The 25373-nt window shown below is 56.7% G+C and carries 25 protein-coding genes; 12 read left to right on the top strand and 13 right to left on the bottom strand.

The features are described 5' to 3' along the window. The first annotated feature begins 40 nt into the window (after positions 1-40). On the top strand, positions 41-574 hold the full coding sequence (locus JTM80_RS08065; RefSeq protein WP_225906796.1) for a hypothetical protein: 534 nt from the start codon (positions 41-43) through the stop codon (positions 572-574). Between the two features lie 25 nt (positions 575-599). Here the strand turns inward: JTM80_RS08065 and sixA are convergent, their stop codons facing one another. The 3 genes from sixA to JTM80_RS08050 form a co-directional block, all read right to left on the bottom strand. Beyond that, a complete protein-coding gene (gene sixA / locus JTM80_RS08060) occupies positions 600-1097 on the bottom strand; it encodes a phosphohistidine phosphatase SixA (protein WP_172358555.1) in 498 nt (165 codons plus the stop codon). Positions 1098-1206: 109 nt separating this feature from the next. Further along, a complete protein-coding gene (locus JTM80_RS08055; RefSeq protein WP_172358556.1) occupies positions 1207-1503 on the bottom strand; it encodes a hypothetical protein in 297 nt (98 codons plus the stop codon). 322 nt (positions 1504-1825) lie between these two features. Next, a complete protein-coding gene (locus JTM80_RS08050) occupies positions 1826-3235 on the bottom strand; it encodes an aspartate ammonia-lyase (protein WP_172358557.1) in 1410 nt (469 codons plus the stop codon). Between the two features lie 249 nt (positions 3236-3484). Here JTM80_RS08050 and JTM80_RS08045 point away from each other — a divergent pair, with 249 nt between their 5' ends. Both JTM80_RS08045 and JTM80_RS08040 read left to right on the top strand, forming a co-directional pair. Next, a complete protein-coding gene (locus JTM80_RS08045) occupies positions 3485-4384 on the top strand; it encodes a tetratricopeptide repeat protein (RefSeq protein WP_205370936.1) in 900 nt (299 codons plus the stop codon). A 219-nt stretch (positions 4385-4603) separates the two neighbouring features. Beyond that, on the top strand, positions 4604-5506 hold the full coding sequence (locus JTM80_RS08040) for an endonuclease/exonuclease/phosphatase family protein (protein ID WP_205370934.1): 903 nt from the start codon (positions 4604-4606) through the stop codon (positions 5504-5506). A 70-nt stretch (positions 5507-5576) separates the two neighbouring features. Here JTM80_RS08040 and JTM80_RS08035 read toward each other — a convergent pair whose 3' ends face one another. Both JTM80_RS08035 and dapF read right to left on the bottom strand, forming a co-directional pair. Beyond that, the gene (locus JTM80_RS08035; protein ID WP_205370932.1) at positions 5577-6803 is read right to left on the bottom strand and encodes a lipid-A-disaccharide synthase-related protein; all 1227 of its coding nucleotides are present in this window, start codon (positions 6801-6803) and stop codon (positions 5577-5579) included. A 110-nt stretch (positions 6804-6913) separates the two neighbouring features. Continuing rightward, complete coding sequence (dapF, locus tag JTM80_RS08030) at positions 6914-7762, bottom strand: diaminopimelate epimerase (protein ID WP_205370930.1); 849 nt, start codon at positions 7760-7762, stop codon at positions 6914-6916. Positions 7763-8092: 330 nt separating this feature from the next. Here dapF and JTM80_RS08025 point away from each other — a divergent pair, with 330 nt between their 5' ends. After that, positions 8093-8308, top strand: coding sequence for an Hfq-related RNA-binding protein (locus JTM80_RS08025; protein WP_205370929.1), 216 nt, complete (start codon positions 8093-8095; stop codon positions 8306-8308). 91 nt (positions 8309-8399) lie between these two features. On the opposite strand, the gene JTM80_RS08020 is transcribed toward JTM80_RS08025, so the two are convergent. The 3 genes from JTM80_RS08020 to JTM80_RS08010 form a co-directional block, all read right to left on the bottom strand. After that, positions 8400-9554 carry a DUF4335 domain-containing protein gene (locus tag JTM80_RS08020; RefSeq protein ID WP_172358563.1) on the bottom strand — a complete coding sequence of 385 codons (1155 nt, stop codon included), beginning with the start codon at positions 9552-9554 and terminating at the stop codon, positions 8400-8402. Beyond that, the gene (locus JTM80_RS08015; RefSeq protein WP_172358564.1) at positions 9551-10159 is read right to left on the bottom strand and encodes a DUF3038 domain-containing protein; all 609 of its coding nucleotides are present in this window, start codon (positions 10157-10159) and stop codon (positions 9551-9553) included. The genes JTM80_RS08020 and JTM80_RS08015 overlap by 4 nt, the downstream gene beginning before the upstream one ends. A gap of 177 nt (positions 10160-10336) precedes the next feature. Next, positions 10337-10621 carry a DUF427 domain-containing protein gene (locus JTM80_RS08010; RefSeq protein WP_172358565.1) on the bottom strand — a complete coding sequence of 95 codons (285 nt, stop codon included), beginning with the start codon at positions 10619-10621 and terminating at the stop codon, positions 10337-10339. A gap of 646 nt (positions 10622-11267) precedes the next feature. Here JTM80_RS08010 and JTM80_RS08005 point away from each other — a divergent pair. The 3 genes from JTM80_RS08005 to JTM80_RS07995 all read left to right on the top strand — a co-directional run bounded on the left by JTM80_RS08005 (position 11268) and on the right by JTM80_RS07995 (position 15396). Continuing rightward, the gene (locus JTM80_RS08005; RefSeq protein ID WP_205370928.1) at positions 11268-13190 is read left to right on the top strand and encodes a long-chain fatty acid--CoA ligase; all 1923 of its coding nucleotides are present in this window, start codon (positions 11268-11270) and stop codon (positions 13188-13190) included. A 118-nt stretch (positions 13191-13308) separates the two neighbouring features. Then, positions 13309-13758 (top strand): YlqD family protein, encoded by a 450-nt coding sequence (locus JTM80_RS08000; protein ID WP_068516377.1) that lies wholly within the window; start codon positions 13309-13311, stop codon positions 13756-13758. Positions 13759-14079: 321 nt separating this feature from the next. Then, the gene (locus JTM80_RS07995) at positions 14080-15396 is read left to right on the top strand and encodes a dihydrolipoamide acetyltransferase family protein (RefSeq protein WP_172358567.1); all 1317 of its coding nucleotides are present in this window, start codon (positions 14080-14082) and stop codon (positions 15394-15396) included. Between the two features lie 134 nt (positions 15397-15530). On the opposite strand, the gene JTM80_RS07990 is transcribed toward JTM80_RS07995, so the two are convergent. After that, positions 15531-15875 (bottom strand): DUF1830 domain-containing protein, encoded by a 345-nt coding sequence (locus JTM80_RS07990; RefSeq protein WP_172358568.1) that lies wholly within the window; start codon positions 15873-15875, stop codon positions 15531-15533. Between the two features lie 636 nt (positions 15876-16511). On the opposite strand from JTM80_RS07990, the gene JTM80_RS07985 reads away from it, so the two are divergent. Then, positions 16512-18134 (top strand): photosystem II high light acclimation radical SAM protein, encoded by a 1623-nt coding sequence (locus tag JTM80_RS07985; RefSeq protein ID WP_205371315.1) that lies wholly within the window; start codon positions 16512-16514, stop codon positions 18132-18134. A 27-nt stretch (positions 18135-18161) separates the two neighbouring features. On the opposite strand, the gene JTM80_RS07980 is transcribed toward JTM80_RS07985, so the two are convergent. Further along, entirely contained in the window at positions 18162-19211 is a 1050-nt protein-coding gene (locus JTM80_RS07980; protein WP_172358569.1) for a mannose-1-phosphate guanylyltransferase, read from the bottom strand. Positions 19212-19766: 555 nt separating this feature from the next. Between JTM80_RS07980 and JTM80_RS07975 the strand changes: the two genes are divergently transcribed. The 3 genes from JTM80_RS07975 (at position 19767) to JTM80_RS07965 (ending at position 22337) form a co-directional block, all read left to right on the top strand. Beyond that, complete coding sequence (locus JTM80_RS07975) at positions 19767-21218, top strand: LCP family protein (RefSeq protein ID WP_225906795.1); 1452 nt, start codon at positions 19767-19769, stop codon at positions 21216-21218. Positions 21219-21464: 246 nt separating this feature from the next. Next, positions 21465-21986, top strand: a complete 522-nt coding sequence (locus JTM80_RS07970) for a pentapeptide repeat-containing protein (RefSeq protein ID WP_172358571.1) — start codon at positions 21465-21467, stop codon at positions 21984-21986. A gap of 57 nt (positions 21987-22043) precedes the next feature. Further along, entirely contained in the window at positions 22044-22337 is a 294-nt protein-coding gene (locus JTM80_RS07965) for a hypothetical protein (RefSeq protein ID WP_172358572.1), read from the top strand. Between the two features lie 187 nt (positions 22338-22524). Here JTM80_RS07965 and JTM80_RS07960 read toward each other — a convergent pair whose 3' ends face one another. After that, a complete protein-coding gene (locus JTM80_RS07960; protein ID WP_172358573.1) occupies positions 22525-22914 on the bottom strand; it encodes a hypothetical protein in 390 nt (129 codons plus the stop codon). Positions 22915-23166: 252 nt separating this feature from the next. On the opposite strand from JTM80_RS07960, the gene JTM80_RS07955 reads away from it, so the two are divergent. Next, positions 23167-23622: a DMT family transporter gene (locus tag JTM80_RS07955; protein ID WP_172358574.1), complete on the top strand. Its 456-nt coding sequence runs from the start codon at positions 23167-23169 to the stop codon at positions 23620-23622. Here the strand turns inward: JTM80_RS07955 and xseB are convergent. Continuing rightward, positions 23612-23881 carry an exodeoxyribonuclease VII small subunit gene (gene xseB / locus JTM80_RS07950; protein WP_172358575.1) on the bottom strand — a complete coding sequence of 90 codons (270 nt, stop codon included), beginning with the start codon at positions 23879-23881 and terminating at the stop codon, positions 23612-23614. The genes JTM80_RS07955 and xseB overlap by 11 nt on opposite strands. 84 nt (positions 23882-23965) lie before the next feature. After that, positions 23966-25357, bottom strand: coding sequence for a hypothetical protein (locus tag JTM80_RS07945; RefSeq protein ID WP_205370927.1), 1392 nt, complete (start codon positions 25355-25357; stop codon positions 23966-23968). Positions 25358-25373: the final 16 nt, after the last annotated feature.

Genomic DNA, 25373 nt, shown 5'->3' with positions numbered 1-25373 from the left:
ATTGCCTGAGAAACTCGATTCTGGCAATTTCGGCAGATCTATGCAAGAGACAAGGCAAAAGACAAGCGCAACTCGTCATGGCGCTAGCCCTGAAATCGCCCGGCGGCTTTCGGTGGCGGAACTGAGCCAGCGAATCCTGGACATGGGCAAAACGGGGGTCTACCGAGCTTCTCTCTTTGAGGCGCTGGGACCCGTGGCAACGCAGCGGCAAATTCGAGCGGCGATCGCCCATGCCAAGCATTTTGGGCTACATTCGGTTCCTAGCCTGCGCGATGCCGAATTGGGCACGTATTATCAGCTAGATCTGGCGAAGTATCAGTCGCTCCAGCACTTGGTAGAAGCCTCTGCGCCGCTGACCGCCGATGGTGACGTGATTGCCAGATATACGCACGCCACAGAAACCATCGCCACAATGCTGAATCTGGGGCGTGGGCTAGGCATTGTGCTGGCGGGCGCGGGCGGGGTGTGCGTGTTTTTGGGAAAGCCGCAGGTGAGCTTCGGGCTGCTGAGCGGGGCGCTGAGCTTGGGGCTGCTGTGGCTGCTGCAAGGGGCGATCGCCCGCCGACAGTCCTAGTCAGATCCCGCTGCGATAGAGTCCACTAAATCAAAAATCGCGGCGGCGTTAGCCAGAAAATCTGACTATTGCCCACGGGCGTTCCGCTCTGGGGCACCAGCAGCCCCACCACACCCGCCTTCTTGAAAACGACATGGTGCTTCACATCGCCCCACACTAGGCGTTCCGTCCATTCACTCAGACAGGGTTCGTGCCCCACCAGCGCCAGCGTCTTGGCTCCCGTCTGCCGCCACTGATCAAACCAGGGCAGCCAGTCGAGCAGCGACCCATCAAACGCGAGATGGCGCGACGCTTCGAGCGACTGGCTCAGCCCTGCGGCACAGAGAATCTCCGCCGTCTGCCGCGCCCGCACCAGCGGACTGGTCAGCACATGGTCAAACCGAATGTCCAGCTTGTGCAGCCGATCGGCCACCTGCCGGGTTTTTCGCTGACCTTCTTCGGTCAGCGGGCGTTCGTCGTCGTTGGCATAGCTGCCATGCTCGCCCGCCAGTCCGTGACGAATCAGGTAGAGTTCAAGGGTCATGAAGGGGAAGAACCAAGCGACATGGGAACAGAAATGACGGGAGGACGAAGGTGGCAGAGCGTCGAATATTGGCAACTCCATCACCGCATTCAACCCGCTATCGAGAACGCTATCGAGAACGATTGAGAGCCGTCACGCGCTCTGCGTTGGAGAAGACATCTTCGCCCTGAAGCTGGGACAGAGCAGGTTTCATCTCCATTTTCAGCACGTTGTCTACGTTGATGAACACGGTTTGCTCTGGCAGGTTGACGATCCACCAGTCTTTTTTCAGCAGATGGCGCACTTCGAGTTGGGTGGTTTGGTGCGTGCCATCGCTTTCAATCGGGGCATACAGGTTGAAGGATTCGCTGGTGCCGTTGACGTAGTGAAACGTGAGCTGGGTGTAGAGGGATTCTTGATATTCCATGACCTTCCAGTAGTGGGGATGCGGGTGTGCGCGGGCGTTCGGTGAATCTGCGTCTCGAAAGGCGCGAATGCTTCAATATTGCGATGGTTTCTGGGAAATGGGTACGCGATTTTAAGGAATCTTCTCAAGACTTTAGGTGAGCGATCGCCCGCCCGGTTTTCCTGGCAAGACTAAAAATTCGTCCATTTCCCACAGCTACTTCCCACAGCTACTTCCCACAGCTACTTCCCACAGCCACTTCCCGCAGCAGCTTCCCACTGCTGCTACTTCCTGCTGCTTCCCGCTGCTACTTTCTACTACTTCCCACGGCTAATTCCCACTGCTACCCTTCGGTCTGGGCCGGGGTCATGGCGCTCATTTGCTCCAGATTGAGGACGTTCGCCAGATCTGCTTCGCTCATCAATCCCTTCTCCAGCACGATTTGCCGCAGGGATTTTCCGGTTTCTAGCGATTCTTTGGCCACCGCTGCCGCGTTGAGATAGCCGATGTGCGGGTTGAGCGCCGTTACCAGGGCGAGGCTGCCTTCAGCGTATTGCCGACAGCGATCGCCATTCACCACGATGCCCTTCAGCCCCTTTTCCGTCAGCGCGGCGATCGCATTTCCCAAGATTTCAAGGCTCTGGATCAGGCTGTAGGCAATCATCGGCATCATCACGTTCAGTTCAAGCTGTCCTGCCTGGGCGGCCAGGGCGATCGCCGCGTCGTAGCCCATCACCTGAAAACAGACCTGGGAAATCATCTCCGCCATCACGGGGTTGTATTTCCCCGGCATGATGGAGGAACCGGGCTGCACCGGCGGAAGTTGGATTTCATTGAACCCCGTCTTGGGGCCAGAATCCATCAGCCGCAGGTCGTGGGAAATCTTCACCAAGTCTTGGGCCAGGTTGCGAATTGCGCTGGAGACTGCCACAAAAGGAGCCATACTCTGCATAGCCGCCATCAGATGCGGGGCAGAGGTGAGCGGCTTATCGATCAGCGTGGAGAGAATCTCTGCTGCCCGGAAGCGGTATTTGGGATGCGTGTTCATACCTGTGCCCGCCGCGCTGCCGCCCAGCCCCAGCACTGTCAGGTCTTTTTCGGCAAACTGGAGCCGCGCTAGATGATCTGCCAAGATCTGCGCCCATGCGCCAAAGGTGTCGCCCATGCGAACCGGGACGGCATCTTGCAGGTGCGTCCGACCGGATTTCACCACATCTTGATATTCCCCGGCCTTTGCCTGGAGCGCGGCGATCGCCCCCTTCAGGGCAGGATACAGCGTCCGCTCCAGCGCCAGCAGCCCGCCGATGCGAATGGCGGTCGGAATCACATCATTGGTCGATTGCCCATAGTTGACGTGATCATTCGGGCTGACGCGGCTGTAATTGCCCTTTTCATCGCCCAAAATTTCCAGCGCCCGATTGGCCAACACTTCGTTCACGTTCATGTGGTGCGACGTGCCCGCGCCCGCCTGATACACATCCACCACAAACTGATCTCGCAGGCTGCCCGCCAGAATCTCGTCTGCTGCCTGCACAATCGCCCGACTGAGGTCTTCAGAAATGCAGCCCAGTTCTCCATTGGCGATCGCCGTTGCTTTTTTAATCAGCAGGCAAGCATCGACATAGGTTGGCAATGGCTTTAGCCCGCTGATGGGGAAATTTTCGACCGCCCGCAGGGTTTGAATCCCGTAATACACCGCGTTGGGAATCTGCTTTTCTCCCATCGAGTCGCGCTCTATCCGAAAATCCGCCATATCACCCGTCGTTTCACGTAATTTCCCGCTATGAAACCCCTATTCAACCTGGGCATACTAGCTTTCAGGAGGGTGCATGGCGAGATTGGGACTTCATCATTATGAATGAAACACTCCGGGAAACTAAACGCCTATCTCACGGGATGTTGATAAGTGGCTAGTTCTGCATTCTCGATTAACTTAGAGAAAGCAGGGTTTTTGCTTTTTCATTCGCTTCTCTGCCAGGTGGCGCGATGACTAAGTAGTGCTATGAGTCAGACAAAAGAGAGTCAGACAAAAGATCAGATTGATTACACTCAAGACCGAGTGCAAGACCCAGAGATTCCAGATCAGGCTCAAGAGCATACACAAGATTTAAGCACCTGGCTCGACCAGGGCATGGCACTCTACGGGGTTGGCCGGTATGAGGGTGCAGTAGCTCGATTTGACCGTTTATTGCAACAGCAGCCCGACCATCCGGAGGCGTGGATGAAGCGGGGCTTTGCGCTGCACGCGCTGGAGTATGACGAAGAGGCGATCGCTAGTTTTGAGCGGGCCCTGAAGCTCAAGCCCAAAAACGCGCTGGCCTGGCACGGCAAGGGCATTGCGCTGGCCCGGCTGGAGCGCTACGAAGAGGCAATCGCCAGTTTTGACAAAGCGGTGAAGTTTGACCCCGCCGATGCCAAGGCCTGGTATAACCGGGGCTACGCCCAAAATCGGCTGTATCGCTATCGAGAGGCGATCGCCAGTTTTGACAAAGTGGTGGAACTGCGCCCCAACAACTACCGCGCCTGGTATAACCGGGGTCTGGCCCTGGGGGCGCTGCGCCGCTACAAGGAAGCACTGACCAGCCTAGAGACGGCGGTGACCATTAAGCCCACCTGCCATTATGCCTGGAGCTATCGCGGTATTATTCTGGTCAAGCTGGAGCGGTTTGAAGAGGCGATCGCCAGTTTCGACCAATCGCTGCAATGCAAAGACGACAATCCCGAAGCCTGGTATGGCAAAGCCTGCGCCCGCAGCCTCCAGGGCGATCTGGAGCGCACCCTGAGAAATCTGCATCGGGCCGTGGTTCTCAGCCCCAATCTCTACCGCGTGATGGCGCAGACGGATACCAGCTTTGACAATGTGCGCCATAGTCCGGAGTTTCAGGCACTCCTGGGCGATTGAGGCGGGACAAGCGGGACAACCGAGGAAACCGAGATCAGGTCGCTTGGAACTGATCTTGGGAACTGATCTTGGGAACCGATCATCGAGATTTTATCTACAGGTATTGGACGCGATCTGTGGCGGCTCCTCTCAGTCGATATTATGTCGATATGATAGGGACACGTTGCTGCGTCACCCCGACGCTGCAATGGTCTCAGGGTTGTCGCTCTGGCCTGGCTTATGCGCGTCCGCATCGGTACGTTCAATGCTGAAAACCTGTTTGCCCGGTTTCAGTTTAAGGAAGACCTTCCCTACGATGAGCTTCCCGAAAAGTGGACTGCCAGCGTGACGCAGTGCATTCCGTTTTCGGAAGGGAAAGATCGGATCACGGCGGAAGCCATCGGGGCGCTGCGGGCAGATATTCTCGGACTGCAAGAAGTCGAGAGTATGGACACGCTGAAGCAGTTTGTGCGCCAGTTTCGTTCGCTGATGCCCGACTATCCCTACAAGCTGGTCATCGACGGCAACGATCGCCGATTGATCGACGTGGGATTGCTCAGCCGCTTTCCCTTTCGCCACATCCGCACGCACCAGTTCGATCGCGCTCCCAGCGGCCACCTGATCTTTTCCCGCGACTGCCTAGAGGTAGACCTCGAACTGCCCGACGGCAAGCCGCTGACGGTGTTTGTTAATCATTTCAAATCTATGCATGAGGGGCGCGAGGAAACCATGCATATCCGCAAGATCCAGACCCAGCGCGTTGTGCAGATTTTGCATGAGCGGTTTGGAGCCGATCCGGGTGCGGCAACCTGGGTAATTTTGGGCGATTTCAACGACTATCTGCCGTCGCTGGGGCTAGAGCCGCTGCTCGGCCAGCCCTGGCTGGAGAACGTGATCGAACGGCTGCGTCCTGATCAGCGCTGGACGCATTTCTTTTCGCGGGGCGAGGAATATCACCAGTTGGACTACATCCTGCTGTCGCGATCGCTCGCCGAAGCCAATCCCCAAGCGCTTCCCTACATCGAGCGGCGCGGTTTGCCCAAACGAGCCGAACGCACCGCAATCCAGCGGTTCAACGGCGTAGGCAGCAGCTATCCCAAAGCGTCTGACCATTGCCCGGTGGTGATTGAGCTAGAAATCTAGAAATTTTTGACTTTGGATTGGTGAGGATTGATAGACTTTCTGCCCAAAATCTAAAATCCAACATCTAACATCACCCCTGACTCAGCAGACAGGCGGCAATGCGATCGCTCGCACCAGGTAGTCCCATGCGGCGGCGACCGTTTTCGGCAATGATTTGCAGGCGATCGGGGTCTTTCAGCAGCGATCGCACGACTTTGGCTGCCTGGTCGGGCTGTTCGACCAGGATCACCGACGGCCCCAGCAGGCGCGTTTGGGCTTCGGCAAAGGCGTAGGTAAACTGTGGCCCTTCGCCCGGAAAGATCAGCGCGGGCTTGCCCAATCCCACCACCTGTTCCGTAGCCGTGCCCGCCATCGCCATCGCCACGTCGCCCCGGTTGACGCAGCCGTTAAAGGCCGTGGTCAGCAGCAGCGTCGCCTGGTCTTGGCGATAGGCCAGGGGCGGCACGGGAGCAGGATTGGTCAACTGCCAGCCGCGAGCCTGCAATGCTTGGTGCAGCAAGGCTAAATCAAGATAGGGGGCGATCGCCGCCAGAAAGGTCACGGGGCGATCGAGTCCCGTCACCAGCGATTGCGCCGCATCCAGCAGCGTTTCCCAATTTCGATAGGCTTCGGGCACCCGCGACCCCGGCAGCAGCGTGGCCACCAGCGCCTCGTCGGGAATCGCAAAGTCAATCCCCATCGGTTCCAGATCATCCATCATCGGGTTGCCCAGGTCATACACGGGCAGCTTCCAGCGGCTTAGCACCTCGCTGGTGAGGCTGTCGCGAGGAAACACCGCCCGACAGCGCCGCCGCCCCATTAGCCAGCGCTCCCAGGGCAAATAGACCGATCCTGACCAGCTTTCTAGCTGCTCAAACCAGGAGGCGCGGGGCAAGAGTCCGGCTTCATCGCGCAAGTAATATTCCGATTTGGCCGTGCCCACAAAGGCGTAGGGCACACCGCTCCACCAGGCAAACAGCAGCGGCACCAAGTCGCCCACGGACAAAATCAGGTCGCCCTGCTTGGCCCACTCGCGCACCACGCGAAGCTGGCTGAGGGTGAGTTGCAGCAGCCCGCCGCGCAGATCCTTGGCAAACTGCCGACCGTCCATATAGACAAAGCCACCGGAGGGAAGCTGTTTGACTGGGCCAATCACCGGGATGCCGCTCTGGGAATAGGCATGACCTTCGCCCACCAGCGGCAGCGCCACGATATCTGCCACACGGCCTTCTAGGTCTGCCCGATGCCGCAGGGCCCGGAGAATGCGGAGGGCGATCGCATCTTCTCCATGACCATTGCTCAGACACAGTAGCTTCATGCCAAACCATCACTACGCGGTTGAACCTCAAGGATAAGGGATCGCCGCAAAATTGGGTGAGCCGGGTCAGTGCCCCTATTTTCAAGGTTTTGAGAGGTTAATCCAAGACGCTATAGCGCCGTGCCGCTAAACACTTTCTGCGCAGGCCCGGTCATATAGAGGTGCTGATCGGCCTCTGACCACTCGATCAGCAGCGGCCCGCCAGGAAGCTCCACCGTCGCACGGCGATCGCTCTTGCCGTTTAGCACCGCCGCCACCAGCGACGCACAGGCCCCCGTGCCGCAGGCCAGCGTAATACCTGCGCCCCGCTCCCACACGCGCATCTTCAGATAGTCCGGGCGCACCACCTGAATGAACTCAGCATTAATCCGCTTGGGGAAAGCGGGATGATGCTCGAACTGGGGCCCAATCGCCGCCAGCGGAATCGTCGCCACATCCTCTACAAACGTGATGCAGTGGGGATTGCCCATGCTGACGCAGGTGACCTGCCAGGTTTGCCCAGCCACCTCCAGCGGCAGGTTCACGACTTTTTCCTCTGGAGCGGCCAGCGTCGTGGGAATTTCGCCCGCCAGCAGCCGGGGCAGCCCCATATCGACCGTGATCTGTCCGTCTGCCTCTAGGCGCGGCGTGATCAGTCCCGCTAGCGTGTGAATTTTGTAGACTGGGCGCGGCGATCCGGTTTCGGCAGCTTCTAGGTCGGCAATAAAGCGGGCCAGGCAGCGGATGCCATTGCCACACATCTCCGGCTCTGACCCGTCAGAGTTGAAAATCCGCATAGTGTAGTCGGTGCCGTCTTGCCCTGGCAGCGCGAAGATCACGCCGTCTGCACCAATCCCAAAGTGGCGATCGCACCAGTCCACCGCTTGCTCTGGGGTAATGCACGGCTCTGCCTGCTGCCGATTGTCTACCAGGATAAAGTCGTTGCCCAGCCCGTGATATTTCGTAAATGCGATCGCCATAGTTGTGATGTGTCAGGGAGGTCTAACGGGGACTCAGTGCCAATAACTCAGTGCCAGTAACCCAAGGACTTGGGAAGATGCTTTGAGCCGCTTGCTTGAATCATCATAGGCTCCGATTGGGCATTCTGAATATCGCAGATATCGCAGTCCCTTGCGAACCGTCGCAGGCTGCTGCGAGCTGTTACAGACTATCGGAGCGGGCGATCGCCCCCATCGCCGCCGGACATCTCCTAAACTAGAGGCCTAAACTGAAAGAACCCGCCGCGTCTGGATTGTTCGCTTCCTGAATCACCCCAAAATCCAAAATCCAAAACCCTGAGACTTTAACCCATGAGCATCGAACTAGAAACTGGTCTGCCCAGCGTCCGTCAGATCCAAACCCTAATCCGCGAAGAGCGCGAAGTAGAACTCAAACTGATTACCAATGACCTGATCACAGGCAAAATGCGCTGGCAGGATCAGCACTGCATTTGCGTGGTCGATCATTACGACCAGCAAACGGTCATCTGGCGCAGCGCAATCGCCTACATGAAGCCGAAGCTGTAACGCGGATCAGGAGTCGGCTCTACTGCTCCAGCGGTTATCTCTATCAACCGCCAGTTAATCGCCAATCAAGCGCCAATCAAGCGCCACGACCCTATTCGGGCGGCCGTCCGTGCCAAGGACTCACCTGCACCACGCCGCCCGGCGTAAACACCACGCGAAAGAGGGCGTTGGGTTCTGCGGAGCGATCGGCCTGCTGATATTGCAGGTCAGGCAGCGGCGTTTGGTTGGCGTTTTGCACAGCGGCATTGTTCATATAGCGGAAGCCCAAGATGTCGCCGTTCTCTGCCACCGAGACTTGATAAACCAAATCTTCGGTAAAGGTTGGCCGCTGCGACCAGGCAGCATCGAGGCGATCGCGCAGTTGGGTCTTCAGCCGATCCAGTTGCTCTGGCTCGGTAATCTCATTTGCATTAACCAGGGCTTCGCCTACTGAGCCACCCGTCTCCGGAGGAGCATTTTCAGGGCTAGCGGCAGGGCTGGGATCTTCAGCAGTAGGGCTTTCCGAAACCGTGGTGTCTGGACTTTGAACCGGGCTGGGACTGGCGACCGGGCTGGGCGAAGCCAGCGGCGTGGGCGAATCCGTCGGCGGGCTAGCTGCGGGAGACGCAGGGCTGACCAAAGGTGCGGGCGTGGTCGCGTCCTCAGCCGCAGCCTCAGGACGACGCTCCGGAATGGGCAAGAAGAACAGCGCCGCCGCCGCCGCCGCTAGACCCACCAGCCCAATCGCAGCGGGCACAACCTGCTTGGTCATGGGTTCATGGGTCACTGCATAGCGGCGCGACACGGGCGCAAGCTGGGGAGCAAACTCTGGCAAGGTCTGACTATCGGCCAAAAACTGGTCAATCGCCTCCACTAGGTCAAAAAGCTGCACCGTCCGCAAATCAATCTGCACGGGAGCCGCAGACCCGCCGCCGTTTGCCTCGCCCACAAACGAATCTGGCTTGACCGTCAGCCGATGCAGATCCGGCTCAACTCGCTCCAAAGACACCAATTCCCCTTGGCCGGGTTGGGTGTGGGGATGGGGCACGCCGCTGAGAATCCCCTGGGCATAGTTGCTGGCTGTAATCGCCAGATCTTCCAAAAACGCCCGGCCGCCGCTAATTGGTTTTGGCTGGCCGGCAAAGTGGCACTCGGCATTGGTCACCATCGACACGACGGGACGCGGTGCTGTGGCAGTCGCCCCGTCGCTCAGTCCTTCAACCACCAGCTTGCAGTTGGGCAGGGTATATTGCCGCTGAATCGTCATGCCACTTCTCCATCAAACAAGCTCGTCCAAAGTCGCTGGGGGCCAGCCGTGCCCGTGCAGAAGAGAAGCTGACGCAGCAGCCCCAGCGCCAGGTCATTCAGCTTTTCGTCGGTGTCGTAGAGCAGCACAGCGGCGCGGCGCGGGTTCATGCGAGAGCGAAAGTGGGCCCGAAAGCGCTCCAGGTATTCCGATAAGCGGAAGTGATGCTCCACCGAAAGGTTGCGATCGCTCAATTGCTGGTGCGCCAGCAGAAGCTGCCGAATCACGCCCGTCAGCCGCCGTGCCAGGTTGCAAATCACCAGAACCATTGCCTTGCCCTCTGCCTGGGTCAACGTTTTGCGCTGGCTGCCATAGCGTCGCAGCGGGTTGGCGCTGCGGAGCCGCCACAGCCCGACGCGATTTTTCACGATGCTTTGCAGATTCAGGTCGCTGGCGGTGATCAGCAGCGCTTCGGAGCCGCCCAGGTCCAGCGCTTCGATCGCCAGCAGCAGCAAGTCGAGCTGCACCCGCGCCCGCCGGGGAACGGTTTCACCGGGAACCTCAATGTCAGGCAGGGTTCCCAAGATAGGGGGAATGGATTGGTCGGGCGGGGTTTGTACTTGCATTACGGTACTTGCATTACTTCTCGTGCGGTGAACTCATCTGCGGCTGCCCCAAAAGCCAATCTGTCAGCGCTTTGGTTCCCAAATTCGGACGGACAGATTGATCGGGGCAAACCGATACAACCAGAACTTTATGACTGGAGGATTCGACTTTAGGTTGCCCGCATTTTAAGCTTCGACTTAAACTTCGACCTTCACGCCGCGCCAAAAGGCAATATGCCCTGTAATTTCTTTAGCAGCATCCTTCGGCGCCGGGTAATACCAGGCGGCATCTTTGTTGACCCGGCCATCAACCACGATGTTGTAGTAGCTGGCAACGCCTTTCCAAGGGCAGGTTGTGTGGGTGTCGCTGGGCTGGAAATATTCAGACTGGATGGCATCGGGCGGGAAGTATTGGTTGCCTTCGACCACCACGCAGCGATCGCTCTCGGCTAGCACGGCTCCGTTCCAAGTTGCTTTGGGCATGGGTTTGTCCTGATGAATACCTGTTAATACCTGACAAGGAGTTGTACAGATCGCTGAAGAACGAGCAGCTAAGAGCTAATTTGTAAAGGAGCCTGAAAGCCTTGTTAATCAAGGATTTCCGAGAAACCGCTTTTCCTGGGCAAGCATGACCTCAAAGCCACACGTGCCAAGAGTTTCAGGCTTCTTAAGATTTGCCTCATAAATTAGCTCTAAGAATCGGGCAGTTAAATTGGGCTAAGTTGGGCAGATAACTTAAACCGTGCGGGGCTTTGATGATGCGGGGCTTTGATGGAATTCCACCTTCAATGAAAACTAGTACTGAGCATAATGCCGAAAACTGGGGAACGCTGAAATCCTGAACTGTAACTCGTAACTCTTGTAAAAGAAACTCTCGTAAAAGAGTCCCAACCGCCAATTCTAGCGCGTGAGCTTACCAATCTTAAAGTTCGGCACAAGATTCACCTGAAAGCAAGGCAGGGGTTGGGGGCAGGGAGGCGGACAGTTAGCGATTTTGGCGCGAGTGGCAGGGAGAGGGGTGTCGCGCGGCACGATGCTGCATAAACTAGAGCCAGAAACAAAACGCCAGAGACACCCATTGGGCGTTTTTTGGGCGTTTGTTGAGCCGTCTAGCGCTGAGGGAACCCCTATGACTGCTGCCGTGTCTACTGCTGCCCCACTGAGCAAATCGCCCTTTAGCCAGATGCAAGCGGTTCCTGAACTGTTTGCCCGCTGCGCCCAGCGACCGGAGATTGCTAATCTAACTGCTGTGCATGATCCCCACAGCACGCCGGAGATCAAGCTGACCTACGCCGAGCTATATCAGCAGATATTGCAATTTGCCGCAGGGTTGCAGGCGCTGGGCATCCAAGAGGGCGATCGCGTCGCCTTGTTTTCCGATAATCGCCCCCGCTGGCTGATTGCCGACCAGGGCATCATGACCGCCGGGGCCATCGACGCAGTGCGTGGCTCCCAGGCAGACCGGGGCGAGCTGCGGTTTATTCTCGACAACAGCGAAGCCGTGGCGCTGATTACCGAAGATGCGGCCACGCTCAAGAAAGTCTCGCCCAATCTGGATGACCTGCCGCTGCAAACGGTGATCCTGCTAACGGACGAAACGCTGGACGCGCCGGGGTTAAAGATTCTTAACTTTTCGCAAGTGCTGGAGATGGGCAAAAACCGCGCCGTGCAGCCGCCCACCCAGCGCACCCGTGACACACTGGCCACGCTGATGTATACCTCAGGAACTTCTGGTGTGCCCAAGGGCGTGATGCTGAGCCACGGCAACTTGCTGTCGCAGGTCGAAGGCGCGGCGACGGTGGTCGAACCGCAACCGGGCGATCGCGTCCTCAGCATTCTCCCGATCTGGCACTGCTACGAGCGCACGTTTGAATACTTTATCTTCGCCCACGGCTGCACGCAGGTTTACACCAATATTCGCTTCGTTAAGAAAGACCTGAAGGAGTTTCGCCCGCAGTTTATGGTGGGCGTGCCGCGCCTGTGGGAGTCGATTTACGAAGGGATTCAGAAACAGTTCCGCGACCAGCCAGAGAAAAAGCAAAAGCTGGTGAATTTCTTGCTCAAGCAGAGCGATCGCTACGTCAAGGCAAACCGCACCCTGCAAGGGCTAAACCTGGACAACCTGAATCCCTCGCCCCTGGACAAGCTGAAGGCCATGGGCGAAGTGGCAATCACCTCTCCGGTCTACCTGCTGGCGGATCGGCTGGTGTTCCAAAAGGTGCGCGACGGCATCGGCGGCCAGATCAAGTTCGTCGTCAGCGGCGGCGGCTCTATTGCCGAGCATCTGGAAGACTTCTTTGAGATGGCAGGCATTCAAATCTTGGGCGGCTACGGACTGACGGAAACCTCGCCCATTACCCATGTCCGCCGCGTCCGGCATAATATGCGCGGAGCCGATGGGCAGGCGCTACCCTACACCGAGACGCGCATCGTCAACCCGGAAACTCGCCAGGATTTGCCCCAGGGACAGCAAGGCTTGATCCTGATTCGCGGTCCCCAGGTGATGCAGGGCTATTACAAGAACCCCGAAGCCACCCGCAAGGCAATCGACCCGGACGGCTGGTTTGACACGGGCGACCTGGGCTGGATGACGCAGTGGGGCGACCTGATTATTACCGGCCGCGCCAAGGACACGATCGTTCTCACGAATGGCGAAAACATTGAGCCGCAGCCCATTGAAAACGCCATCATTCGCAGCGTGTATATCGACCAGGTGATGCTGGTGGGACAGGATCAGCGGATGATTGGGGCGCTGGTGGTGCCTAACCTAGAAACGCTGGAGTCTTGGGCGGCGACGCAGGGCGATGCGGTGCGAAACGCTGACGGCACGATCAACCTAGAGTCGAAGCCCGTGCAGGACTTGATTCGTCAGGAATTGACCCAGGCAGTGCAAAATCGACCGGGCTTCCGCCCCGATGAGCGGGTTGGGCCGTTCCGCATCCTCAGCGAGCCGTTTACGGTGGACAATGGGCTGCTGACCCAGACGCTAAAAGTGCGCCGCAACGTTGTGATGGAACGCTATAGCAGTATGATCGAATCGATGTTTGCCTGAGGCCGTTCCCGCATGTTGTATGGTTCGGGGGCGGCGTGAGGGCGATCGCCAGAGTGTTGCACCAGATCGTGGCACAAACACTTCAAACCTTTATTCAATGGACGATTTCAACTTCCTCATGGACCCCTCCCAATCCTATTTGCTCCTCAAACGCGCTGTGAACGTCAAGGCTGTGGTCACCCCCCGCTGGAAAGAAGAGAAACAGCAGCAGCTCCAACTCCAGATCGACCAGCTTGATGAACAAAAGCAGCAGCTTGAAACCCAAGAGCAGCGCATGATGGCGGAAATGCGAAAGCAAATTATTCGCCCTGACGACCCAGCGATCGCCCAGCAAATGAACAACTTCCAACTCCAGGTCAACCAGCGCAAAAGCGAAATCCTGGAGCGGCGTAATCAGGTGTTGCTGCAACTCCAGCAGGTGCAGCTTTTGGACATGGATCAAGAAGTCAGCGAAGGGCTGGTGGAAGGTTTCTGTCGCGTCGAAATGGGCGATAACCTAATCCGCAAAATGCAGATCGAGGTGCTGCTGCGGGACGGCATCGTGGAGGAAATTCGGGGAGAGCTTTAGACAGGCGGGGTGGAGAGTTGGAGCATGAGGGCAGCGACCCGATGCTCCCCAAAATCCAAAACCCAAAATCCAAAACCCAAAACCCAAAAATCGATTCCTGCCTCCTCATCTCCAAACCCTAACCCCCTCGCCAAAAATCTGCTTCGTATCGCGTTACAATTCGATCTGCTGAGTCTCCATTGTTTTGGGGTTGGGCTTGGCTGCAAAGATCTGAGGGTCGATAGTCACTGATAGTCACTGTTCATAGCAGTCAATCCATAACGGTTTACTGAACGACCCAGCCTGCATTTCACCTTTACTCACGATTTGGGAAGCCGCTCCATGATCCACGAAGTTTTCATGCCTGCGCTCAGTTCTACGATGACCGAGGGAAAAATCGTTTCCTGGGTAAAAGCACCGGGCGACAAAATCGAAAAGGGCGAAACCGTGGTGGTGGTGGAGTCCGATAAGGCAGACATGGACGTGGAGTCGTTCTATGAAGGCTATTTGGCAACGATTATTGTGGACGCAGGCAGCACGGCTCCGGTGGGCGAGGCGATCGCCCTGATTGCCGAAACTGAGGCAGAGATCGAGACCGCAAAGCAGAAGGCTGCCAGCGCCTCGGCTCCCGCTCCGGCTGCCCCGACTCCTGCGCCTGCTACTACCGAACCGGAACCCGTCGCTGCGACCGTGGAAGAGGCGATCGCCAGCAGCAACGGCAGTTCTGGGCGGCTCGTCGTGTCGCCCCGCGCTCGCAAGCTGGCCAAAGAACTCAAGGTTGACCTAGCCACGCTCAAAGGCAGTGGTCCCCACGGACGCATCGTCGCCGAAGATGTGGAAGCCGCTGTTGGCAGAGTGTCTGAGCCTGCAACTCCGGCTGTGACTCCGGCTCCGGCTGCGGTTGCTGCTCCGGTGGCTGCGTCTGCTCCGGCTCCGGCTGCGGCAACTCCTAAACCCACCCCGGCTCCGGCGGCCCCCGTCACACCCGGCCAGGTCGTGCCCCTGACCACGCTGCAAAATGCCGTTGTGCGGAACATGGTCGCCAGCCTAGAGGTGCCCACCTTCCACGTCGGCTATACCATCACCACCGACAACCTGGACAAACTCTACAAGCAGATCAAATCCAAGGGCGTAACGATGACAGCACTGCTGGCTAAGGCAATTGCCGTGACCCTGAAGAAGCATCCGCTACTCTACGCGGCCTACACCGACCAAGGCATTCAGTACAACAGCGGCATCAATGTGGCGGTGGCGGTGGCGATGGACGATGGCGGACTGATTACGCCCGTTCTGCAAGCCGCTGACCAAATGGATATCTACACCCTGTCGCGCACCTGGAAGGACTTGGTCGATCGCGCCCGCTCGAAGCAGCTCCAGCCTGCAGAATACAGCACAGGAACGTTTACGCTCTCCAACCTGGGAATGTTCGGCGTTGATCGCTTTGATGCTATCTTGCCGCCCGGCCAGGGCGCGATTCTGGCGATCGGCACATCCCGCCCGCAGGTGGTGGCGACCGCAGACGGACTATTCGGCGTGCGGACGCAAATGCAGGTCAACCTGACTGCCGATCACCGGATTATCTACGGTGCCCACGCCGCAGCGTTCCTCCAAGACCTGGCCAAGCTGATCGAAACCGACGCGCAATCGCTGACGCTGTAACAGTTCGGTGTAACGGTTCAGTCATTCAGGAATACAAAACCCGACGCAAAAAAAGGGAGCGTCTGCGCTCCCTCCTAACTTGCTTCTCAATCTCGGAGATCAAACCCGCAACCGAGCGCTCGAACGCAGCCGAGCTATTCTGCAGACGTGGCCGCTGCGAAGGCTTGGCGAACTTGAACGCTGTTAAACCCAGCTTCCGAAGATTCAAACGTCGCGTCTAGCTCGTCTTCAATCAGGAGGCGATCGCACGGGATCGTGTCAGACAGAATGGCACTGGCCATCATGCCGCAGTGGATTTCTAGCATTGCGTCGGGCACAGCCTCAAAAATGAGCCGTTGCCCCGGAAACACCACGCGCTCAAAATACCAGCCAGGAACGTTGGTGATGCGAGCAATCTGGATTTTGCTTGTCGCGTTCACGTAGCAGCAGAGAATGTGAACCAACTTATCGGTGGGGACGGGATCGATAATTTGCGCCATAGCCGTGAGGAGCCTCGTGTAATTGCGTGGGTGTTTTAACCCTAACATCCCACGATCCCAAAGGCTGTAAACTCAACTACCAACGATCTGTACGCAAAAATTCACGGGAGTGTGATCCCCGCATGAAGTCAACGGCTGCCAACGCTGCCTCTGGCTCTGTTTCAGCATTCTGGCAGGCTAGCGCTCTACCATCGGATATTCGTCGAACATCCAGGTATAGAGTGAGGTCGCGTCAACCCACGCAAACCTTCGATAAAACCAGGCCAACAGAACCGCTCTTCAGGAAGGCTATCGTGTTTTTGGGGCTTTCAATCTCTCTGGATACGAAACTTCGATGCACGCCAAGAAAGTCGATGGTATTGTAAAGACATATAAACAGTTGTCTCAGATTCGATACCCGCCTCTTATCGGTTTCTCCTTCTATCGGTTTGTATAGAGCGGTTTCTATAGGGCTGTTTCTTATAGAGCGATCGCCAGACCGACAGATCGATATAGGTCGCGTCAACCTGTACTCGCCAAAATGTGGTTTCTTATAGAGCGATCGCCAGACCGACAGATCGACGGATCGACAGACCGACAAATCGACGCTTTCCGACCCCAGATTTACCGGAATCAATCAGCATGACAGCGCAGTTGATGTCTCCCCCGACACCGCTCACCCGCCGCGATCGCCTCTCGTCTGAGCGGGTACTTTATGTGCGCCTTCCGTGCAATCCCATCTTCCCCATCGGTGTCGTCTACCTGTCTGACCACGTCCACAAAGTCTTTCCCGACGTGCAGCAGCGCATTTTTGACCTAGGAACCGTGCCACCGCTGGATTTTGGCCCCGCGCTCGACCGCTGCATCGACGAGTTTCGCCCAACGCTGCTGGTGTTTTCCTGGCGCGACATTCAAATCTACGCCCCGGTTGGCGGGCGCGGCGGCAACCCGTTGCAAAATGCTTTCGAGTTCTACTATGCTCGCAACCCGCTGGTCAAGCTGCGGGGAGCGCTCGGTGGACTCCGCATGGCCACGTCCTATCTCACAGAACTCTGGCGCAACGAAGGTCTGATCAAGCGCGGGCTAAAGCGGGCACGGCGCTACTGCCCAGAGGTTCGACTGGTGGTGGGCGGCGGGGCCGTCAGCGTGTTTTATGAACAGTTGGGCAATATGCTTCCCAAAGGCAGCATTATCTCCGTGGGGGAGGGTGAGGCGCTGCTAGAAAAGCTGCTGCGGGGGCAGGATTTTTCGGATGAGCGGTGCTACGTGGTAGGCGAAACGAAACCGCGCGATCGCCTGATTCACGAACAGCCTGCTCCCCTGGAAAAAGGCGCGTGCGACTACGACTACATCGCCGAGATTTGGCCCGAATTTAGCTACTACCTGCAAGACCAGGATTTTTACGTGGGCGTGCAGACCAAGCGCGGCTGCCCCCACAACTGTTGCTATTGCATCTACACCGTCGTCGAAGGCAAGCAGGTGCGGATTAACCCGGCGGATGAAGTGGTGGCAGAAATGCAGCAGCTCTATCGGCGCGGCGTTCGCAACTTCTGGTTTACCGACGCGCAGTTTATTCCTGCTCGCAAATTCATCGACGACGCGGAGGAACTGCTGCAAAAAATCGTCGATGCGGGCATGACCGATATCCACTGGGCCGCCTACATTCGCGCCGACAACCTGACCCCACGCCTCTGCGAGCTAATGGTGCAGACGGGCATGAACTACTTTGAAATCGGCATCACCAGCGGCTCTCAGGAACTCGTCCGCAAAATGCGGATGGGCTATAACCTGCGGACGGTGCTGCAAAACTGCCGCGATTTGAAGGCAGCCGGGTTTAACAGCTTGGTATCGGTCAACTATTCCTTTAACGTGATCGACGAAACCTTTGACACGATTCGCCAAACCATCGCCTACCATCGCGCTCTAGAAGACATCTTTGGCGCAGACAAGGTAGAACCCGCCATTTTCTTCATCGGCCTCCAGCCCCACACACACCTAGAGCAATACGCCTTTGACCACGGCATTTTGAAAAAGGGCTATGACCCGCTGGCGATCCACCTGCCCTGGGTGGCGAAAAAGCTGCTGTGGAACCCGGAACCGCTCGGCTCCTTCTTTGGTGAGGTGTGCCTGCAAGCGTGGCGGCAAAACCCCAACGACTTTGGGCGCGAGGTGATGCGGATTTTGGAACAGCGGCTTGGCCGCGCCGAGCTAGAAGAAGCCCTGACAGCGGCGATTCCCGTAGGAACCGCTTCGCAAATCGCCCCTGTGGTCAAGCGGTAAAGCCCCCACGCGGTCGGATCTACGGGTCTACAGCAAATGGTGGTACTGCGGATCGTCTTGCAGCGCCTTGAGGACTTGCTTGATTTCCTGGGTGCGGTCTTTTTTCACCACCAGCGTCACTTTGTGGTCGCGCACGATCACCGTATCTTCTAGTCCGATGGTGACAATCAGATCTTCGTCGTCGGTGGCATAAAACAGTGCGCCCTGGGTGTCCAGCCCGACATGACGCGCCAGTTCTACGTTGGGATTGTCGCCCTTTAGCAGCCGCTCAATCGCGTTCCAGTCGCCCAGGTCATCCCAGCTAAAGGCGACAGGCAGCACGTAGGCGCGGTCGGTCTTTTCCATCACGGCATAGTCAATGCTCTGCTTGGGCAGCTTGGGATAGGCCGCTGGGCCGTCTTTCATCAGTGGCTGCATCACGTAAGGCGCGTGGGTTTCCAGTTCCGCCAGCATGACCCCCGCCTGAAAGATGAACATACCGCTGTTCCAACTAAAGCGGCCGCTGGCGAGGAATGCCTCCGCCGTGGCGCGGTCGGGCTTTTCGGTAAAGCGGCTGACCCGGTAAGCGGCGCAGTCGAGATACGTGCCTGCGGGGTCGCCCTGCTCGATGTAGCCATAGCCCGTGGAGGGGAAGCTCGGCGCAATGCCCAGCGTGGCGATCGCCCCCTGTTCTCGCGCCAGATCTGCCGCAGCCCGCAGCGTCTTGTGAAAGGTGGGCAGGTCGCCAATCCAGTGATCTGCCGGGAAAAAGCCGACGATTGCTTCCTCTCCATAGCGGCGGGCAATTTCTAGCGTCGCCCAGGCCACCGCTGGAGCTGTATCTCGTCCCTCGCTTTCCACCAAGAGGTTCGCGTCTGGCAGATCGGGCATCTGCTCTCGCACGCCATCGGCTAGGTGCGCTGCTGTGATCACCCACAGCCCGTCCCATCCGCCCGCAAGGTCGAGGAGGCGATCGCCCGTCGCCTGGAGCAAACTTCTGCCGCTGCCGTCGAGACTGAGAAACTGCTTGGGACGCGCCTTGCGGCTGAGGGGCCAAAACCGTTCGCCCTTGCCGCCTGCCAGAATCACTGGAATCATGCTGCTTGCCCCTCCACGTTTATGCCGCTGCGTTTACCCAATCCCGCCCTATCGTACAAAACTTTTCTCCTGCCTAGGGTTCCCAAAACGGCCGACTTTACCGGATTTTTATCTACAGGACTTACGTAGCTGGACAATTTCTCGCGGGCTGCGCTCGCGAGAAATCGTTCAAAATTCTGTCCAAAGTTCAAAGAGATGATCGCAAGTGCGGAAGTCATGAATCTAGAAAGTCAGGAGACTGCTGAGAGCAGCTTTAGGTTAAGGTTGCAGCGGCTTTAGGTTAAGGTCGCTTTGCAAAACCGTCACGCAGCCTACGATGCGATCGCTTGGGGTTTGGTAGAGTTATGTCCAGCGGGAGAGCGGGTCGTCTTGTCGAGTGATCCAAGGGGATCATATACAAAACGACACATTTGGATAAACTGGTGGAGGGCTAGAACTGCTGCTAAGAATTTCACAGGGGGCATTTCGGAAGCAGCAAAGAGTTTGGATACGAGTTGCAGCCAACGCAGTTACGAGGTGTGAGTCCGACAACGCAGTTACGAGGTGTGAGTCCGAGTGAGACAGTCCAATCCTGAGTCTGAAATTGAGCTTTCTAAACCCGAACAGCCTGGTCAAGTCCCCGTAAACTCGTCTTCTCCGCGAGCCTCTGCGGCTGGGGTTTCCCCTAGTTTCTCAAAGCGGGCGATCGCTCCAACCGCCCCGCCAAAGGGACGCAGCGCTTTGAACAAGTTTCTGTGGGTTCTGGCCTTTGTTTCTACGGCGACGGTTTCCGCAACGCTGGGGGCAGCGCTGACGATTTTGATGCCAGAAAGGGGTGATCGCGACTCGCAGAGCGACCTGCGGCAGCGCGTAGGCACGGTACTGGCCAACAGTTTTGGCTATCGAGTGACGCGCCCGGTCAACATTCTGGTCATGGGGGTCGATCACTTTGTAGATGCTCCCGAAGATGCCGAAGACATCGTGCTGGGCGGACGCAGCGATGTCATGCTGCTGGTGCGCGTCGATCCAGCCACCACTACCGCCAGCATCCTGTCCATCCCTCGCGATACACGGGTGGAAATTCCAGGCTATGGTGTTGCCAAAATTAATCACGCAAACCAGGAAGGGGGCGCAGCCCTTGCCGCCCAGACCGTCAGCTACAACCTGGACGGTGTGCCGATCGATCGCTACGTGCGCGTCAGCACCGATTCATTTCGGGCACTGGTCGATTTGCTGGGCGGCATTGAGGTCTACGTTCCCTTCCGAATGGAATACGAAGATGTAACCCAAAAGCTAAAAATTGACCTAGAAGAAGGCCATCAATGGCTAAACGGCGACCAAGCAGAGCAATTTGCCCGCTACCGCAACGATGGGCAGGGGGATATTGGGCGGGTGCAGCGCCAGCAGCAGCTTTTGAGAGCGCTCAAGGATCGATTGGCCAGCCCGGCAACCGTAACCAAACTGCCGCAAATTATCGCGCTGATGCAGGAGTATGTCGATACCAACCTGACACTAGAGGAAATGCTGGCGCTGGGCAACTTTGCGCTGACGATGGAGCGGAGTGACCTGCGGATGGTGATGCTGCCCGGTCGGTTTAGCCGGCCCGACGAGTCGATCGCTAGCTACTGGATCTTAAACCGTCGTGAGCGCGATCGCATCATGCGGGACTATTTCCAGGTGCCAGGGATGGATGTACAGCTAGCCCGCAGCGCCGACCCCAGTTCCCTCCGCATTGCCGTGCAAAATGCCAGCGGCGACGGGCGAGCAACGCTCCGGTTGGTGCGCTATCTGCGCGAGCAGGGGTTCTACAACGTTTACGTCATTCCAGATTGGTCGGTCTGGGAAGGCGAAACCCAGGTGATTGCTCAGCGAGGCGACCTAGAGGGGGCAGCAATCGTGCAGCGATCGCTCGGCGTGGGCGAGGTGGTGTCGGCCTCTATTGGCGATCTAGAATCTGACCTGACGATCCGGATCGGCACCGACTGGGTGGAGCGAGCCGCTAGCAGTCAGGAGCATGTTGTGAACTAAGTGCTTACCCCGTTTTGCCCTGTTGCTCAGCCAACCCGCACCAGTCAACCCTCCAGCAAGGGCGGATGCGGTTCCGAAGGAACCATGAGAAGAGGAACCATGAGAAAATAACGTTGGCAGATCTGTTGACCAACACATTGGCAAGCGACGATGACGGACGGTGTAAAACCGTGAAACCGTGAAACTGTGAAACCGTGAAACAATGTGAAACAACGACGCTGCTGCGATGCGTTTGGGTTCGGTGAGATGGTCAAGCATCCTGTGAAATCGGTTGTGGCACGCGGGCTGGGGTTGCTCCTAGCTGTGGGGTTGGCCTGCTTATGGGTGATGCTGAGCGCAGTTCCGGCGATCGCCGCTGTGGATACGGTGAACTACAACAACGCCGACCTGAAAGGGCAGGACTTTTCGCACACAGATCTATCTGGCAAGGCGTTTGTCTCTGCAGAGATGCGCGACATCAACCTGGAAGGCTCTGACCTGAGCAACGCTATTCTTACCAAAGCAGTGATGCTGCGGGCTAACCTGCGGGATGCCAACCTGACCGCCGCGCTGGTGGATCGGGTCTTTCTGGTGGGCGCAGACCTAACCAACGCCATTTTGGAAGATGCCACCATGACCCGCACCAGTTTTGAAGACGTGACCGTGACGGGAGCAGACTTTACCAACGCCATCCTCGACCGCTACGAAATTTCCAAGCTGTGCGATCGCGCTGAGGGCATAAACCCGGTGACGGGCGTGGCTACGCGAGACAGTCTCGGCTGTCGCTGAGGCTTGCAAAATTTCTAGCTAGGGCGCTAGCATAGTTCAAATGAACTATTTTCCATCATGCGTGCCCGACTAGAAAACAACCTCCTCTTCCTCCACTGCGACGATGTGCCACCTTACAAGAAAACGGGGTCGCAGGTGCGAAATACTTACTTTTGGGCGCTAAAGGCGATCGCCGCCCATGCCCCCTATGCCCGCGATTGGGAATTTGACCCGGAGGTGTGGGTCGCTCTGCAACGCCTCTTGCTGTCCTTTGCCGAGTCGGGCTATTTGGGTCTGCGCGAAACCCTGCTAGAGTTTCCGCCAAACACCCCGATTCCCGATCCGCTCCGGGCAGTGTCTACGTGGGAGTAGGCGATCTAGGAGGATTGCTCGACACCAGTCTGGTTGGAAATTTTGGGTTTTGGAGTTAAGACTTACGCAGTTGAGCGATTTTTCGCGGGCTAAGCCTGCGAAAAATCGCTCAAAATCCAGAGAGCTTATCGCAATTGCGTAAGTCCTGTAGAGCTTGGATTTTGGAGTGGGCTTGGACACCCAACTCCTATTTTTTCTTCAGGGTTTGTGACCCTACCAGATTCGGCATTTTGGGCGGCGGGATGGAGGGCAGCACACCGTCTTTCAGCAGCGATTGCGTGGGCGTGGGAACGCTGGAGAGCGTGTGACCAGGCAGCACCGAAACGCGGGGGGTTGCCACAGAGGAAATGACATCACTGCCCAGGATTGAGGTATTGACTGGGGGCGGCGCGGGTGGGGTGCTGCCGGAATAGAGGGTGGTGTTGACGGGCGATCGCAGGCTTGGAAACAGAGCAGGATTCAAAACGGACGTGTCTACCTGAACGTCGGGGTGATCCGAGGAATGCTCCGGCAAACGGCCCAACGCTCCATTAATAGGAGTAATAGGAGGCGGGACTTGTGAAGGGTCAATGCTCATGGCTTTTTCCTTTTTCAGGATTGGCTGAAACCTAGCATATCGCCCGCACTGCACCAGAATTGCACCAGAATTATGTCGATCTGTTGCGGTGCCGCTGTTGCCAGAGAGGCGGCACGGCTGCCCTGCCCAGCACAGACTCCAGTTGCCTGCATTATTTTATGACGATGTCAACAATCTTGATATTAAGATAATTACTATATTCTTGATGTCAAGTATCTTGGTATCGAGATAAATTACCAGGGAGCTGCAAATATGAATGGACGCACGATTTTTCTATTGGCCGCCCTTGCTGGGGGCGCAATTTTGCCTGTTCAAGTCGCAATTAACACGCTGCTGCGTCGATATGTAGGGGAGCCAATGCAGGTGACGTTCATTTCCTACCTGGCGGGGACGCTGGCTTCGCTGGCGATTTGTCTGGTGGCCCGCTACCCCCTCCCTGCGGCGACCTCGCTGGCGCAAACGTCTTGGTGGATGTGGGTGGGCGGCTGCTTGGGCACGCTCTACGTCTGGTCTACGATTTTCACCACACCCCGAATTGGGGCAGCGCTGGCGCTTTCGCTGACTATCGCAGGTCAACTGATTGCTGCGCTGTTTCTGGATCACTATGGGGCACTCGGCCTCACTCGCTATGCCGCCAACCCAACTCGTATCGCGGGTGTGGCGCTGGTGATTTTGGGCGTGTCGCTGGTGTCCTACGTTAGACGGTAGTCGATTTTGGATGTTTCTTAAAATCCTCATCTTCTTCGTCTCCGGCTCGATCGTCCGTCAGCGTTTCGATCAGCAGCGACATCTGCGCCTGCTGCTGTGCCAAAAACGCATCACACTGGTTCAATTGCTCAACGGCGATCGCAAACTGACTGAACACCGCCGCCAGATCCAGATCGCCCGTCTCAATCTGTTCGATGATGTCTTCAACCTGGGCGATCGCCGTTTCGTAGTGCCAATCGGGAGTTTTCTTAGGGGGCATACCAGTTTAGAAGCTAGGCTTTAGCAGTCAAGGAATTGGACAAACCGTTTTAGGCAATAGTTCTGGGGATCGGACGTTTTTGCGTCAACTCAGGGAACCTTGCCACTTCTCAACGGCCTTTGGATCAGGATAAGCTCGCACCCCTCGCTCCTCCAGGCAAGCCACAAAGCGATCAATGCTGATTAATGCTCCAAGCTCGCCTGTATCATATAGCCCTTGAAGCCATTTTTCCAAAGAAGGAATCATATCTAAAGGGCAACCCGCGATTCTGAGGGATCTCTCAAAATCCCAATCAGAAATTGTTGTTCTGGAAATCAAGTCATGGGCTTTGTAACGATAGATGCAAAGGGCGCGGGGTAGGGGAATGCAGGTTGGCATGAGGTCAAAAAGATAAACGAGATATCGAAAGCGTCGGCTTTGACGGAGCCAGTCATAAATCTCCCGCGACTCGGATTGCTCAAGGCAATGCTCCACCTTCATCAGACACCAGAGCCAAATACTCAGACCCTTAACCGCAAGCCAATGCAAAGGGCGTCCTGACCGCCTGCTTCTAAGCTTCACAATTCTCAACCGCTTTTTAAGAGCATTTTCGGCGTTTAGGAGCCAGTCCGCAAAGCTACGCTGATTACCGAAGGCCTGCAACCCGTGTGCCTCAGTCCACAGCGAAGAGAGAATTTGACAGGCTTCTGTATCCAGTTGATCTAGTTTTCTATGGTCGTCGAGAGGAAAATTTGACCGTTCTACCAAATCTCTAAAGGAGCGAATACCAGTCACAAACTGTTCTGATTTCTTCTTGGAAACCAAGCCCCAAAGCAAGGAAACGAGAAATGCTGCCGATGAAACAAAGAGGGCTGCCAAAGCAAGACTTAGTAGGTAGCCTACTACTGTCTGCAAATCTTGCACTTCGTGAAAGACCTTGCCAAATAAGGTCTGTGGAAGGCTCGCTGAATCGAGCTTTAGATCAATGAAATTGGGAAGTGCTAAAACGGGAGCTGCAAGTGCTGCAATAATGCCAAGGCGACGAGTCCATACCTCCAAGCTTTCCTGCGTCATTCGGTCGGCTTGTTGTAGCATCGAATTCACGGTTTCTACGGAGCGTCCAACACTCCCTAATAATTGTTCATCCCATTCCTTCAAAGTTCGCAGAGGCTGTTTCCAGTAGTGATAAGGGTAGGCATCTAGCAGTGCTTCTCGCAAATCACTTAGCTGAGTATTAGGGCAAGAGGAATAAGTCAACTGTCGATCCCAAAAGTCTTCTATTCCATCTTGATAGCCGCCGAATTGCCGCTTTAATTGAGCGACATCACTACTTACTTTCTCTAGTGAAGATTGAACTTGTCGCAATGTAAGTGAGAGTTTTTCCATCTCCAGGTAAACTTTTTTCAAAAGCCCGCCGCTGATAGTTGGCAAAAAACTGATGGCATTGTTAACCAACTCACTCAACCCATCCAGAGCAGAAGTGTTGAATTGAGACATAAAACTTTACATTCAA

This window comes from Thermoleptolyngbya sp. PKUAC-SCTB121 (assembly GCF_016919485.1).
Lineage (GTDB): Bacteria > Cyanobacteriota > Cyanobacteriia > Elainellales > Elainellaceae > Thermoleptolyngbya > Thermoleptolyngbya sichuanensis.
The sequence above is the reverse complement of the archived record's forward strand: the minus strand, read 5'-3'. Positions and strand labels throughout refer to the sequence as shown.

What these genes read in the sequence shown, in the direction of transcription:
- JTM80_RS08065 (WP_225906796.1), top strand. Translation starts at nt 41, where the DNA reads ATGCAAGAGACAAGGCAAAAGACAAGCGCAACTCGTCATGGCGCTAGC.
- sixA (WP_172358555.1), bottom strand. Translation starts at nt 1,097, where the DNA reads ATGACCCTTGAACTCTACCTGATTCGTCACGGACTGGCGGGCGAGCAT.
- JTM80_RS08055 (WP_172358556.1), bottom strand. Translation starts at nt 1,503, where the DNA reads ATGGAATATCAAGAATCCCTCTACACCCAGCTCACGTTTCACTACGTC.
- JTM80_RS08050 (WP_172358557.1), bottom strand. Translation starts at nt 3,235, where the DNA reads ATGGCGGATTTTCGGATAGAGCGCGACTCGATGGGAGAAAAGCAGATT.
- JTM80_RS08045 (WP_205370936.1), top strand. Translation starts at nt 3,485, where the DNA reads ATGAGTCAGACAAAAGAGAGTCAGACAAAAGATCAGATTGATTACACT.
- JTM80_RS08040 (WP_205370934.1), top strand. Translation starts at nt 4,604, where the DNA reads ATGCGCGTCCGCATCGGTACGTTCAATGCTGAAAACCTGTTTGCCCGG.
- JTM80_RS08035 (WP_205370932.1), bottom strand. Translation starts at nt 6,803, where the DNA reads ATGAAGCTACTGTGTCTGAGCAATGGTCATGGAGAAGATGCGATCGCC.
- dapF (WP_205370930.1), bottom strand. Translation starts at nt 7,762, where the DNA reads ATGGCGATCGCATTTACGAAATATCACGGGCTGGGCAACGACTTTATC.
- JTM80_RS08025 (WP_205370929.1), top strand. Translation starts at nt 8,093, where the DNA reads ATGAGCATCGAACTAGAAACTGGTCTGCCCAGCGTCCGTCAGATCCAA.
- JTM80_RS08020 (WP_172358563.1), bottom strand. Translation starts at nt 9,554, where the DNA reads ATGACGATTCAGCGGCAATATACCCTGCCCAACTGCAAGCTGGTGGTT.
- JTM80_RS08015 (WP_172358564.1), bottom strand. Translation starts at nt 10,159, where the DNA reads ATGCAAGTACAAACCCCGCCCGACCAATCCATTCCCCCTATCTTGGGA.
- JTM80_RS08010 (WP_172358565.1), bottom strand. Translation starts at nt 10,621, where the DNA reads ATGCCCAAAGCAACTTGGAACGGAGCCGTGCTAGCCGAGAGCGATCGC.
- JTM80_RS08005 (WP_205370928.1), top strand. Translation starts at nt 11,268, where the DNA reads ATGACTGCTGCCGTGTCTACTGCTGCCCCACTGAGCAAATCGCCCTTT.
- JTM80_RS08000 (WP_068516377.1), top strand. Translation starts at nt 13,309, where the DNA reads ATGGACCCCTCCCAATCCTATTTGCTCCTCAAACGCGCTGTGAACGTC.
- JTM80_RS07995 (WP_172358567.1), top strand. Translation starts at nt 14,080, where the DNA reads ATGATCCACGAAGTTTTCATGCCTGCGCTCAGTTCTACGATGACCGAG.
- JTM80_RS07990 (WP_172358568.1), bottom strand. Translation starts at nt 15,875, where the DNA reads ATGGCGCAAATTATCGATCCCGTCCCCACCGATAAGTTGGTTCACATT.
- JTM80_RS07985 (WP_205371315.1), top strand. Translation starts at nt 16,512, where the DNA reads ATGTCTCCCCCGACACCGCTCACCCGCCGCGATCGCCTCTCGTCTGAG.
- JTM80_RS07980 (WP_172358569.1), bottom strand. Translation starts at nt 19,211, where the DNA reads ATGATTCCAGTGATTCTGGCAGGCGGCAAGGGCGAACGGTTTTGGCCC.
- JTM80_RS07970 (WP_172358571.1), top strand. Translation starts at nt 21,465, where the DNA reads ATGGTCAAGCATCCTGTGAAATCGGTTGTGGCACGCGGGCTGGGGTTG.
- JTM80_RS07965 (WP_172358572.1), top strand. Translation starts at nt 22,044, where the DNA reads ATGCGTGCCCGACTAGAAAACAACCTCCTCTTCCTCCACTGCGACGAT.
- JTM80_RS07960 (WP_172358573.1), bottom strand. Translation starts at nt 22,914, where the DNA reads ATGAGCATTGACCCTTCACAAGTCCCGCCTCCTATTACTCCTATTAAT.
- JTM80_RS07955 (WP_172358574.1), top strand. Translation starts at nt 23,167, where the DNA reads ATGAATGGACGCACGATTTTTCTATTGGCCGCCCTTGCTGGGGGCGCA.
- xseB (WP_172358575.1), bottom strand. Translation starts at nt 23,881, where the DNA reads ATGCCCCCTAAGAAAACTCCCGATTGGCACTACGAAACGGCGATCGCC.
- JTM80_RS07945 (WP_205370927.1), bottom strand. Translation starts at nt 25,357, where the DNA reads ATGTCTCAATTCAACACTTCTGCTCTGGATGGGTTGAGTGAGTTGGTT.